The following is an 11,674-nucleotide window of genomic DNA, read 5'->3' as shown; positions in this document are numbered from 1 at the left end:
CCGCCGCAAGTTCATCGTCGCCGACACGCCGGGGCACGAGCAGTACACGCGCAACATGGTGACCGGCGCATCGACGGCCGATGTCGCGGTGATCCTGATCGATGCGCGCCGCGGCGTGCTGACCCAGACGCGGCGGCACAGCTACATCGTGTCGCTGCTCGGCATCCGTCACGTCGTGCTGGCCATCAACAAGATGGATCTGATGGAGTATTCGCAGGACGTGTTCGACACCATCCTCGGCGAGTATCGCGACTTCGCGCAGCAGATCGGGCTCGAGGACATCACCGCGATTCCGCTGTCGGCTCTGAAAGGCGACAACATCATCGACCCGAGCGCGCGTATGCCCTGGTATCGCGGGCCGACGCTGATGAACTTTCTGGAAACGGTCGAGATCGAGGATGACCTGCAGCAGAAGCCGTTCCGGCTGCCGGTGCAGTGGGTGAATCGTCCGAACCAGGATTTCCGCGGCTTTGCCGGCACGATCGCCACCGGCGTCGTGCGCCGCGGCGACACGCTGCGCGCCCTGCCCTCCGGTCGCACCAGTCGTGTCGCGCGCATCGTCACTCATGATGGCGATCTGGAGCAGGCGGTCGCGGGTCAGTCGGTCACGCTCACGCTGACCGACGAGATCGACGTCAGTCGCGGCGACGTGCTGTCGGCGGCCGATGCGCCCGCCGGCGTGGCCGACCAGTTCCAGGCCACCATCATCTGGATGCACGAGGAACCGATGCTGCCGGGGCGGCCGTATGTCATCAAACTCGGCTCGCGCAGCGTGACCGGCAGCATCACGACGCCGAAGTACAAGGTGAACGTGAACACGCTGGAGCATCTCGCGGCCAAGCAGCTGGAGATGAACGAGATCGGCGTGTGCAATCTCAGTCTCGATCGTCCCGTCGCCTTCGACGCCTATGCCGACAACCGCGAGATGGGCGGCTTCATCCTCATCGACAAGCTGACGAACGACACCGTCGGTGCCGGCCTGCTGAGCTTCGCGCTGCGGCGCGCCGAGAACATCCACTGGCAGGCGCTCGACGTGAACAAGACGGCGCGCGCCTCGATCAAGGGCCAGCGTGCCTGCGTGCTGTGGTTCACGGGGCTGTCCGGCGCGGGCAAATCCACGGTGGCGAACCTGGTGGAAAAGCGGCTGCACGCGCTCGGCCGCCACACCTACACGCTCGATGGCGACAACGTGCGCCACGGGCTGAACAAGGATCTCGGCTTCACCGATGCCGATCGCGTCGAGAACATCCGCCGGGTGGCGGAGGTGTCGAAGCTGATGGTCGATGCGGGCCTCATCGTGCTGGTCTCGTTCATTTCGCCGTTCCGTTCGGAGCGGCGCTTGGCGCGGGAAATGCTGCAGTCGGGCGAGTTCTTCGAAGTCTTCGTCGACACGCCGATCGAAGAGGCGGAGCGTCGCGATCCGAAAGGCCTGTACAAAAAGGCGCGGCGCGGCGAGCTCGCCAATTTCACCGGCATCGACTCGCCGTACGAACCGCCCGAACATGCGGAAATCCATCTGCGTACCGCATTGTTCTCGCCCGAGCAGGCAGCGGAAGAAATCCTCACCACGCTGCGCGATGCCGGCATGCTGTATCCGGCCGACAATCTTTCAGGCCTATGAGCACGTTTGCTGCAACGCTGCTTGCCGACATCTCGCGCCTGGCGCGCCGCGCGGGCGAGGAGATCCTCGACGTCTATCGTCAGCCCTTCGATGTCGAGCGCAAGAAGGATGCCTCGCCGCTGACCCAGGCCGACCTGCGCGCCCACGCCGCGATCGTGAAAGGGCTCGAAGCACTGACGCCCGATACGCCAGTGCTGTCGGAAGAAGCGAGCGAGATCGGCTTCGACGTGCGCAGCCAGTGGTGGCGTTACTGGCTGGTGGATCCGCTCGACGGCACCAGGGAATTCGTTTCGCGCAATGGCGAGTTCACGGTGAACATCGCACTGATCGAGAACCATGTGCCGACGCTCGGCGTCGTGCACGTGCCGGTCAAGGACACCACGTATTCCGGCGTGCACGGCGAGGGCGCGTTCCGCCAATCAGGCAGCGAGGCAACTGTGCGTATCCGGGTGCAGACGCCGGCGGCGTCGCCGCTGCGTGTCGTCGGCAGCCGCTCGCATGCCGGCGCAGGATCGCTCGATGCCTATCTCGACAGGCTGGGCGCGCATTCGCTGCTGAGCGTCGGCAGCTCGCTCAAGTTCTGTTTCGTCGCCGAGGGCAGCGCCGATTTCTATCCGCGCTTCGGCCCGACGAGCGAGTGGGACACGGCTGCCGCGCATGCGGTCGTGGCAGCGGCCGGCGGTGCCGTGGTGGACCTGCAAGGTCAGCCGCTGCGCTACAACACCAGGGACAGTCTGCTGAATCCGCACTTCCTGGTGTTCGGCGATCACAATCGCGACTGGATCGGCGCGCTCGAATCGGCCGGCTGAATCACGGTTGCGCGGGTGCGGGCGTATCTCGCCCGGTCACCCGCACGAATATCTGCGCACCGCGCGTCGAGCCGTCGGCGGCCGGCAACAGACTGGTAAACCGCACGGGATATTCGCCGGCGGCATCGGGCTGCATGCAGATGTCCCGGCGCGTGCGCTCCAGTTGCAGGCTGTCGCGATGATCCTGCCGGACGCTGACCGACAGCGGCGCGCGCTTCACCAGCGATCCGTCCGGGGCCGTCGCCCGGATCTTCAGTGAGGACAGACAGAGCCGGTCGCCGGCATGCAGTGCGGTAACGGTCGGATCGACTTCGATGCGCGACACCCGGACCTGCTTCAGGGAAAGATCGGCCAGGTCGCTGGCCATGAACAGATGTCTGCCGGCCTGGACCGGCTGGTCGCCCGCCGAGGTGGCAACGTCGCCGATGACCACCCAGACGATCTGGAAATCGGCGATCTGCGTTTGTGACGGTCCGGCGGTCAGCAGTAAGGCGATGCCCGTCAGCCACAGGGCATGTGCATGAACGACACGGCAGGCTGGCAGCCTCATGAGGACTCCTGACGATCACACCGACGAAACCCAATACCACCGGAGCGCCACGGGTTCCGCTCGCGGTCACGTAAAACTGCGGCATTTCCCGGGATTCCTGCAACCCGGCGCCTTGCAATGGCCGCAGAACTGCTGCTAGATTCCGGGCCATGCGCAACCACCAGCAATTTCCGGCTTCGCCCCTTCGCGGCGGCCTGCTGCTGCGTGCGCGCCTGCACCTGCGTCGCTAGACGCAAAACTCCTCGCATCGGCGCCCGCCTCATGGCGCTGCCAAAAAATAGAGTTTTCGTTCCGGTTGTCCCGCGGCCCCGCAGTCATGCCGCCGGCGACCCAGCCACAGGAATCGCAAGCATGTTGAAGGACCCTTCCGCCAAATATCGCTCGTTCGCCCCGATCGATATCAAGGACCGTACCTGGCCCGACAAAGTCATCGCAGCCGCGCCCTTGTGGTGCAGCGTCGATCTGCGCGACGGCAATCAGGCGCTGATCGAACCGATGGACGCCGCGCGCAAGCGGCGCATGTTCGATCTGCTGATCAAGACGGGTTTCAAGGAAATCGAAGTCGGTTTCCCGGCGGCATCGCAGACGGACTTCGATTTCGTACGCGAGCTGATCGAGCGCAACCTGATTCCGGACGACGTCACGATCCAGGTGCTCACGCAGTCCCGGCCCGAACTGATCGAACGCACGTTCGAATCGCTGCGGGGCGCGAAGCGGGCGATCGTGCATCTCTACAACTCCACCTCGACCGTGCAGCGTCGCGTGGTCTTCGGACTGGATCGCCCCGGCATCGTCGCCATCGCGGTGGCCGGCGCGAAGTGCGTGCGCGACCAAGCGCTCAAGCAGCCGGATACCGACTGGTACTTCGAATACAGCCCCGAAAGCTTCACCGGCACCGAACTCGATTTCGCAGTGGAAATCTGCGATGCGGTGACCGGCATCTGGCAACCGACGCCGGATCACAAGGTGATCATCAATCTGCCGGCCACGGTGGAAATGGCAACGCCGAATGTCTACGCCGACCAGATCGAGTGGATCGGCCGGCACATCGCCCGTCGCGATTCGATCGTGCTGTCCGTGCATCCCCACAATGATCGCGGCACGGCGGTCGCCGCGGCGGAACTCGCCGTGATGGCCGGCGCCGATCGCGTCGAAGGCACGCTCTTCGGCAATGGCGAACGCACGGGCAATGTCGACGTCGTGACGCTGGCGATGAACCTCTACACGCAGGGCGTTCATCCGAACCTCGACTTCTCCAACATCAACGAAGCGGCGCGCTGCGTCGAGCAGTGCAATCAGCTGCCGATTCATCCGCGGCATCCGTACGTCGGCGATCTGGTGTTCACCGCGTTCTCGGGCTCGCACCAGGACGCGATCAAGAAAGGCTTTGCCGCGCGCCAGGAAGCCGACATCTGGGAAGTACCTTATCTGCCCATCGATCCGCGCGACCTCGGCCGCACGTACGAGTCCGTCATCCGCGTCAACAGCCAGTCCGGCAAGGGTGGCATTGCCTACCTGCTGGAGCGCGATTACGGCGTGGCGATGCCGCGTCGTCTGCAGATCGAGTTCAGCCAGGTGGTGCAGTCGGTGACGGATGCGACGGGCAAGGAACTCAGCTCCGAACAGATCTGGGAGCTGTTCAATCGCGAGTTCCTCGAACAGGCCGGCACGTACAGCTACCTCTCGCACCAGCTCACGACCGCCAAGGATCATCCCGAGATCCAGAAGCTGACCATGCGGCTGCGTTGCGACGGCCAGGGCGCACTGCTCAACGGCGAAGGCAACGGACCGATCGATGCGCTCGTCGACGCGCTGGGTTTCCGCATCGACGTGCTGTCGTTCGAGGAGCACTCGATCGGCACGGGCAGCAATGCGCGCGCGATGTCGTGCGTCGAAATCACGACGCCGGCGCGCACGACGCTGTTCGGCGTCGGCATTCACGAGAACATCGTGACGGCGTCGCTGCTCGCCGTGCTGAGCGCGGTCAATCGCGCGCTGCGCCGCAATCTGCTCGATGATTCGATGCCGGTGGCTTCGGCCGGCGGCTGATCCGGCCTTCGGCTGCGAAGAGGTCGCGGAATGATCCTCGACCTCTTTGCCGCCCTTCGCGGGAATCAGCTGGCGATGTAGCGCTCGAGGTGATCGATCGTCTGCTGCTGTTCTTCGATGACAGCTTTGACCAGATCGCCGATCGAAATCATGCCGACGACCGCCCCGCGCTCCACCACCGGCAGGTGCCGGATGCGCTTCTGGGTCATGATCTCCATGCAGTTGTGCACGGCTTCATCGGGCGAAATGGTCGTCACGGGACTGGTCATGATGTCGCGCACGGGAGTGTCGGCGCTGGATCGCTCCTTCAGGATGACTTTGCGGGCGTAATCCCGCTCCGACACGATCCCCAGCAGCTGGCCGTCGCGTATGACGGGCAGCGCACCGATGCCGCGATCCGCCATGGTCTGTATGGCCTCGAGAACCGGCGCATCCGGGTCGATGAACCAGACGTTCTTCCCCTTCAACGCCAGCAAGTAGGTAATGCGCAGCATCGGCGACCCTCCTCGCGGAAGCATCGACCGGATCAGGTGCCGAGTTCAATTTCGGCATCCCGCAGACGGCAGCTCGATCAGCTCGACGGAAACTGCGCCCGCACGCGCCGCTCGGCTTCCAGCCAGTCGTCCAGTTCATGCCCGCCTGCGAAATGGCGCTCCGCAGCAATGAAGTAGGCCGCGGTGGCAATCATGCCCGTCATGTCCTCGGGGCTCGGGTGCAGCGCCACGACTTCGACGGGCGGCGATGCCGGCTCGGCTGACGCGGCTTTCTTGCGCGTGCGAGCGGGCTTCGTGGCGCCCGTCGCATCGGCCGACACTGCCGTGGCCTTCGAACGTTTGGCTTTCGCGGTGCTGGATTGGGTGGCAGGGGACACTTGCATGAGTTGCCTCCGGCAATCGAGGGGGGACAGCCACGACAAGCACGGACTGTGCCAGTGGCGTCCCGCGATTCTATGCAGGCCGGATGACACGCAAATGTCGGAAAGCGTCGACTTGCCAGGACGGCGCGACGCCGCTCGTCATGAACCCCGCGAGTGCGCCGCTGCGGATCGGCGCACGTCGACGGTGCGAGCCGATCAGTGGTGGTGGCCGCCCGGGCCGTGCACGTGGCCGTGCGAGATTTCTTCTTCCGTCGCCTCGCGCACGTCGGTGATCTCGACGTCGAAGGTCAGGTCCTGACCCGCGAGCGCATGATTGCCGTCCACCGTCACCATGTCCCCCTGGATCTGGGTGACGGTGACCATGCGCGGACCGGCGTTCGACTGCACCTGGAACTGCATGCCCACCTGCACGTCGGCCACGCCGCGGAAGGAACGACGCGGTACTTTCTGGATGAGCGCCTTGTCGTACACGCCGTAGGCATCGGCAGCGGCGACCTTCGCCTGGAGCTTGTCGCCGGCCTGCTTGCCCTCGAGCTGGCTTTCCAGGCCCGGGATCAGATTGCCGTTGCCATGCAGGTAGGTCAGCGGATCGCCGCCCGCCGACGAATCGAGCGTCTCGCCCTTGTCGTTGGTGAGGGTGTAGTGGATGGAAACGACGGCGTTCTGGGCGACTTGCATGGGATGGGCGGACTGTCCTGAGAAAGGGCGCGATTATGGCCCCATTTGCTGCTGGCTGCCGCGGGAATTTCCGACGGCCACGGGCCCGCGGCTACGTCGAACCCGTCGTCTTCCACAAGGTACCGGCCGCCAGCGCCGCGAGGATTTCCTGCGTGTGCTGGCCGCGCACCGGCACCGGTCCGGGTTGCACGCGTCGACCGTCGAACCGCGGCGCGGGGCTGACCTCCAGCTCACCGTCGCGCTCGAAGTAGATCTCGCGCGCGACATTGTGCGGATGGTGCGCCGCTTCGTCGGGACTCAGCACCGGTCCGAAGCACGCGTCGGTGTTCTCCAGCAACGCGCACCATTCGGCGCGCGTCTTCGTTGCAAACAGCTGCGTGAACTGCGCGTGCAGTTCCGGCCAGCGCTTGCGGTCCCACTGATTCGCGAAGCGCGGATCATCCTGCAGGCCGAGCTTCTGCAGCAGCAGCGCATGGAACTGCGGTTCGATCGAGCCGAGCGTGACGAACTCGCCGTCGGCGCAGCGATAGGTGGCGTAGAAGTGCGAGCTGTCGTGGATGTTGTGGCCACGCGGGTTGCCGACCAGGCCGGCCCATCGGGTCGACAGCGCGAGCTGCAGCATGTGCGCCGCACCGTCGACGATCGCCGCATCGACGATCGTGCCGCGTCCGCTCGAACGCGCATTCAGGATGCCGCAAAGGATGCCCACCGTGAGATACAACGCCCCGCCACCGATGTCGCCGACCTGCGTGATCAGCGTCGAGGGTGGATCGTTCGGGCCGCCGTTGTAGTACATGGCGCCGGCGAGCGAGAGGTAGTTGTTGTCGTGTCCGGCGGCCTGCGACAGCGGTCCGCGCTGACCCCAGCCGGTCATGCGCCCGTAGACGAGGCGCGGATTGCGCGCCTGGCACTCATCGGGCCCGAGACCGAGGCGCTCCATCACGCCGGGCCGCATGCCTTCGATCATCGCATCGGCATTCTCGATCAGGCGCAGCACCGTGTCGCGGCCCGCGGGCGTGCGAATGTCGACGATGATCGAACGCTTGCCGCGATTGATGATGCTGCGGTTGGAACTCAGCCCCTTGATCGTCGACTCATCGCGCTCGACTGCGATCACGTCGGCGCCAAGGTCCGCCAGGTGCATGGCACAGAACGGCCCGGGGCCGATGCCGGCGATTTCGACGATTCTTGCTCCCGCGAGCACCGCTATTCCACGGTCACCGATTTCGCCAGGTTGCGCGGCTGATCAACATCCGTGCCACGCAGGATGGCGCAGTGATACGAGAGCAGTTGCAGGGGGATGCTGTACACGGCCGCTGCCTGGAAGTGGCTCACGTGCTTGGGCATCGTGATCACCGTCACGCCCTCGGAAGACTGCATGCCGGAGTCGGGATCGGCAAAGACATACAGCTCGCCGCCGCGCGCGCGAACTTCCTGCAGATTGGACTTGAGCTTTTCCAGCAGATCATTGTTCGGCGCCACGACGATGACGGGCATGTCGTCGTCGACCAGCGCGAGCGGGCCGTGTTTCAACTCGCCCGCCGCGTAGGCCTCGGCGTGGATGTACGAGATCTCTTTAAGCTTCAGTGCACCTTCCATCGCGATCGGATGCATCTGGCCGCGGCCCAGGAACAGGGCGTGGTGCTTGTCGGCGAAGCGCTTGGCGAGTTCCTTGATGGTCGGTTCGAGATGCAGCGTCTTTTCGATCAGCCCCGGAATTTCGATGAGGCGCTGCACGAGGCCGCGTTCGCGTTCCGGATCGGCGCCGTTGAACTTGGCAAGCGCCACTACCAGCATGCCGAGCGCGGCGAGCTGCGTGGTGAAGGCTTTGGTGGACGCCACGCCGATCTCCGGGCCCGCGCGCGTCAGCAACACGAGTTCGGATTCGCGTACCAGCGAGCTTTCCGGCACGTTGCAGATCGACAGCGATGAGAGATAGCCCGACTGCTTGGCCATGCGCAGCGCGGCGAGCGTGTCGGCCGTTTCGCCGGACTGCGAGATCGTGACGAACAACGTGTTCTTCGGCACGACGGGATTGCGATAGCGATACTCGCTCGCGATCTCGACCCAGCAGGGCAGGCGGGCGATCTGTTCGATGTAGTACTTGGCCACGGCGCCGGCGTGATAGCTCGTGCCGCAGGCGACGATCTGGACCGCCTCGGTGCGACGGAATATTTCCGAGGCCAGCGGACCGAACGCGGCTTCGAGCAGCTTGCCGCCGGCGACCCGTTCTTCGAGCGTCTGCGCGATGGCGCGCGGCTGCTCGAAGATTTCCTTCAGCATGAAGTGCGGATAGTCGCCCTTCTCCGCGGCGTCCGCCGACAGCGCGCTTTCGCGAACCGGCCGCTGTGCCGTGTTGCCTTCGCTGTCGAGCACACGAACGCCCTGCCGGCCGATCTCGGCGACATCGCCTTCTTCGAGGAAGATGAAATTGCGCGTGACGGGCAGCAGCGCCGAGACGTCCGAGGCCACGAAGTTTTCGTTCTTGCCGACCCCGATCACCACGGGACAACCGGCGCGCGCGAGGATGATCTTGTCCGGCGCATCTTCCGAAACGACGGCCAGCGCGTAGGCGCCTTCGAGTTCGGCGACCGTCGCGCGGACGGCGCGGAAGATATCGCCGAGCTTCTGCTTGTGATGATGAATGCGGTGCGCGATGACTTCGGTATCGGTCTCCGAGGTGAACGCGTAGCCGAGCTTCGTCAGTTCGTCGCGCAGCTCTTCGTGATTCTCGATGATGCCGTTGTGAACGATGGCAATGCCGTCGCGGGAGATGTGCGGGTGTGCATTGCGCTCGGACGGCACGCCGTGGGTTGCCCAGCGGGTGTGTGCAATGCCGAGGCGGCCTTCCGTCGGCGTTTCCGTGATCGCATCCTGCAGCATCTTCACCTTGCCGACCGTGCGCAGACGACGCAGATGTCCTTCTGCGTTCAGCACGGCGACGCCGGCAGAATCGTAGCCGCGATATTCGAGCCGCCGCAGGCCTTCGATGAGGATCGGGACGATGTTGCGATCAGCGATGGCGCCGACGATTCCGCACATGGATCAGGATTCCTGGACGTTGGGCTGTTGGCCGTGATCGAGCGTTCGTGCGCCGCTCCGAACCCGGATTCTACTCGGCAAACTACTCGTCAAATGGGAGGTATCGCACGACTTGGAAGGCCTCCACTTGACCCGAACCGGGACCTAGGTCTTCTTCTCGGGCCGCTTCCAGCCTTCGATGGTCACCTGGCGTGCCCGCGCGAGCGTGAGCTTGCTGTCCGGAGCATCGCGGGTAATGGTCGAACCGGCGCCTGTATTGGCGTTGGCGCCGATCTTCACCGGGGCCACCAGCATCGAGCCTGAGCCGATGAATGCACCGTCGCCGATCTCGGTGCGATGCTTGTTCACGCCGTCGTAATTTACGGTCACAGTGCCAGCACCGACATTGACCTTCCGGCCGACCGTCGCATCGCCGAGATAGGTCAGGTGATTGGCCTTGCTGCCGGCGCCGAGCTCGCTCTTCTTCACTTCCACGAAATTGCCGATGTGGACGTCCTCGTGCAGCACGGCGTCCGGGCGCAGGCGGGCGAACGGTCCGATGGAATTGCGCGGGCCGATGTTCGCCCGGTCGATGACGCAGTTCGGATGGATTTCCGTGTCCGCATCGATGCGGCAATCCTTGAGATAGTTGTTCGGCCCGATGCGGACACGGTCGCCGAGATGGACGTTGCCGACCAGCACCGCATTCACGTCGATGAATACGTCCCGCCCGACGGTGACGTTGCCGCGGATGTCGATGCGCGCCGGATCAGCGAGCGTCACACCCTGCAGCATGAGCTGCGTGGCGCGTTCTGCGCGCAGTGCGGCCTCGAGCTGCGCGAGCTGCACCTTGTCGTTGACGCCCAGCACTTCCGTTTCCGTGCCCGCCACGACCGCGCCGATCTTCATGCCGTCGCGCACTGCCATGACGATGACATCGGTCAGGTAGTACTCGCCCTGGGCATTGTCGTTCTTCAATGCCGCGAGCCATTTGCGCAACGAGGCGGCGGGCATCGCCATGAGGCCGGTGTTGCCTTCGTTGATGGCGCGTTCCTTGGTGTTCGCATCCTTCTGTTCGACGATGCGCACGACGTTGCCTGCGCCGTCGCGCACGACGCGGCCGTAGCCGGTGGGATCCGACAGCATGACGGTCAGCAGGCCGAGCGACTTCTGGTCGCAACGTTCGAGCAGCTGTTCCAGCGATGTTTTGCGGATCAACGGCACATCGCCGTAGAGAATCAGCACGCGATGATCGTCAGGGATGTGCGGCATCGCCTGGGCAACGGCATGGCCGGTGCCGAGCTGCTCGGCTTGCAGCACCCAGTTGACCGGTTCCTTCGAGAGCCGTTCGCGGACCAGGTCGCCGCCATGGCCGTAAACCACGTGAATGGCATCGGCGCCGAGCGACTTCGCCGTATCGAGGACATGCGACAGCAATGCATGACCCGCCAAAGGTTGCAGCACCTTCGGCAGGTCGGACTTCATTCGCTTTCCCTGGCCGGCGGCGAGGATGACGACGGAGAGTGGTGAAGACATATGCGAGGTCCGGGACTCGGGTCAGGACATATCAGTATCGGCGGTGCATGAAACAAAATGCGCCCCGAAGGGCGCATTCTGCAATCTTTTCCAAGCCTGCGGCCCGCCGCCGGCTACTGCTTTATCTTCCGCAGCTTCTCCAGCATCTTGAGCTGCGCAGCCGCACGCAGCAGTTCAGCCTGCGCCTTGGCGCTGTCGATGGTATCGCCGCGATTCCGCAGCGCTTCTTCGGCCGCCTGCTTGGCGCTCAGCGCAGCTGCTTCGTCCAGATCCTTCGCGCGCAGTGCCGTGTCGGCGAGAACCGTCACGACGTGCGGCTGAATTTCGATCGCGCCACCCGACACATAGAAGAACTGCTCATCGCCGGCAGCAGTCTGCACGCGAACTTCGCCCGGCTTGAGCGTCGTCAGCAGCGGCGCGTGACGGGGCGCGATACCGATCTCGCCCATCACGGCCGGCGCGAACACCATCGAGGCCTCGCCGGAGAAGATCTCGCCTTCGGCGCTGACGATGTCGACATGAATTGTGGCCAT

General features: G+C 64.6%; 11 protein-coding genes. 3 read left to right on the top strand and 8 right to left on the bottom strand.

From position 1 onward, the window contains the following. Both cysC and cysQ read left to right on the top strand, forming a co-directional pair. Window positions 1–1,621, top strand: a 1,621-nt coding sequence (cysC, locus tag V7D81_RS21585; protein WP_324320200.1) for an adenylyl-sulfate kinase, incomplete at its 5' end; no start/stop codon positions are given. Further along, window positions 1,618–2,430 (top strand): 3'(2'),5'-bisphosphate nucleotidase CysQ, encoded by an 813-nt coding sequence (cysQ, locus tag V7D81_RS21580; RefSeq protein ID WP_324320198.1) that lies wholly within the window; start codon window positions 1,618–1,620, stop codon window positions 2,428–2,430. The genes cysC and cysQ, both read left to right, overlap by 4 nt. 1 nt (window position 2,431) lies before the next feature. Here cysQ and V7D81_RS21575 read toward each other — a convergent pair whose 3' ends face one another. Continuing rightward, window positions 2,432–2,980: a hypothetical protein gene (locus V7D81_RS21575; RefSeq protein ID WP_324320196.1), complete on the bottom strand. Its 549-nt coding sequence runs from the start codon at window positions 2,978–2,980 to the stop codon at window positions 2,432–2,434. 351 nt (window positions 2,981–3,331) lie between these two features. On the opposite strand from V7D81_RS21575, the gene leuA reads away from it, so the two are divergent. Continuing rightward, on the top strand, window positions 3,332–5,029 hold the full coding sequence (gene leuA, locus V7D81_RS21570; protein ID WP_324320193.1) for a 2-isopropylmalate synthase: 1,698 nt from the start codon (window positions 3,332–3,334) through the stop codon (window positions 5,027–5,029). Between the two features lie 65 nt (window positions 5,030–5,094). On the opposite strand, the gene V7D81_RS21565 is transcribed toward leuA, so the two are convergent. The 7 genes from V7D81_RS21565 to V7D81_RS21535 form a co-directional block, all read right to left on the bottom strand. Next, window positions 5,095–5,523: a CBS domain-containing protein gene (locus V7D81_RS21565; RefSeq protein WP_324320191.1), complete on the bottom strand. Its 429-nt coding sequence runs from the start codon at window positions 5,521–5,523 to the stop codon at window positions 5,095–5,097. 77 nt (window positions 5,524–5,600) lie between these two features. Then, window positions 5,601–5,906, bottom strand: coding sequence for a DUF2934 domain-containing protein (locus V7D81_RS21560; protein WP_324320189.1), 306 nt, complete (start codon window positions 5,904–5,906; stop codon window positions 5,601–5,603). A gap of 195 nt (window positions 5,907–6,101) precedes the next feature. After that, the gene (slyD, locus tag V7D81_RS21555; RefSeq protein ID WP_324320186.1) at window positions 6,102–6,584 is read right to left on the bottom strand and encodes a peptidylprolyl isomerase; all 483 of its coding nucleotides are present in this window, start codon (window positions 6,582–6,584) and stop codon (window positions 6,102–6,104) included. A gap of 91 nt (window positions 6,585–6,675) precedes the next feature. After that, on the bottom strand, window positions 6,676–7,788 hold the full coding sequence (locus tag V7D81_RS21550; RefSeq protein ID WP_324320184.1) for a CaiB/BaiF CoA transferase family protein: 1,113 nt from the start codon (window positions 7,786–7,788) through the stop codon (window positions 6,676–6,678). Window positions 7,789–7,790: 2 nt separating this feature from the next. Beyond that, on the bottom strand, window positions 7,791–9,626 hold the full coding sequence (gene glmS / locus V7D81_RS21545; RefSeq protein ID WP_324320182.1) for a glutamine--fructose-6-phosphate transaminase (isomerizing): 1,836 nt from the start codon (window positions 9,624–9,626) through the stop codon (window positions 7,791–7,793). Between the two features lie 144 nt (window positions 9,627–9,770). Beyond that, window positions 9,771–11,141 carry a bifunctional UDP-N-acetylglucosamine diphosphorylase/glucosamine-1-phosphate N-acetyltransferase GlmU gene (gene glmU / locus V7D81_RS21540; RefSeq protein ID WP_324320180.1) on the bottom strand — a complete coding sequence of 457 codons (1,371 nt, stop codon included), beginning with the start codon at window positions 11,139–11,141 and terminating at the stop codon, window positions 9,771–9,773. A gap of 113 nt (window positions 11,142–11,254) precedes the next feature. After that, complete coding sequence (locus V7D81_RS21535; protein ID WP_324320178.1) at window positions 11,255–11,674, bottom strand: F0F1 ATP synthase subunit epsilon; 420 nt, start codon at window positions 11,672–11,674, stop codon at window positions 11,255–11,257.

The organism is Povalibacter sp., from assembly GCF_036735925.1.
In the GTDB taxonomy this organism is placed as follows: domain Bacteria; phylum Pseudomonadota; class Gammaproteobacteria; order Steroidobacterales; family Steroidobacteraceae; genus Steroidobacter.
The sequence above is the reverse complement of the archived record's forward strand: the minus strand, read 5'-3'. Positions and strand labels throughout refer to the sequence as shown.

Coding starts and splice junctions, on each gene's coding strand:
- cysQ (WP_324320198.1), top strand. CDS start 1,618: ATGAGCACGTTTGCTGCAACGCTGCTTGCCGACATCTCGCGCCTGGCG.
- leuA (WP_324320193.1), top strand. CDS start 3,332: ATGTTGAAGGACCCTTCCGCCAAATATCGCTCGTTCGCCCCGATCGAT.
- V7D81_RS21575 (WP_324320196.1), bottom strand. CDS start 2,980: ATGAGGCTGCCAGCCTGCCGTGTCGTTCATGCACATGCCCTGTGGCTG.
- V7D81_RS21560 (WP_324320189.1), bottom strand. CDS start 5,906: ATGCAAGTGTCCCCTGCCACCCAATCCAGCACCGCGAAAGCCAAACGT.
- V7D81_RS21535 (WP_324320178.1), bottom strand. CDS start 11,674: ATGGCCACAATTCATGTCGACATCGTCAGCGCCGAAGGCGAGATCTTC.
- glmU (WP_324320180.1), bottom strand. CDS start 11,141: ATGTCTTCACCACTCTCCGTCGTCATCCTCGCCGCCGGCCAGGGAAAG.
- glmS (WP_324320182.1), bottom strand. CDS start 9,626: ATGTGCGGAATCGTCGGCGCCATCGCTGATCGCAACATCGTCCCGATC.
- slyD (WP_324320186.1), bottom strand. CDS start 6,584: ATGCAAGTCGCCCAGAACGCCGTCGTTTCCATCCACTACACCCTCACC.
- V7D81_RS21565 (WP_324320191.1), bottom strand. CDS start 5,523: ATGCTGCGCATTACCTACTTGCTGGCGTTGAAGGGGAAGAACGTCTGG.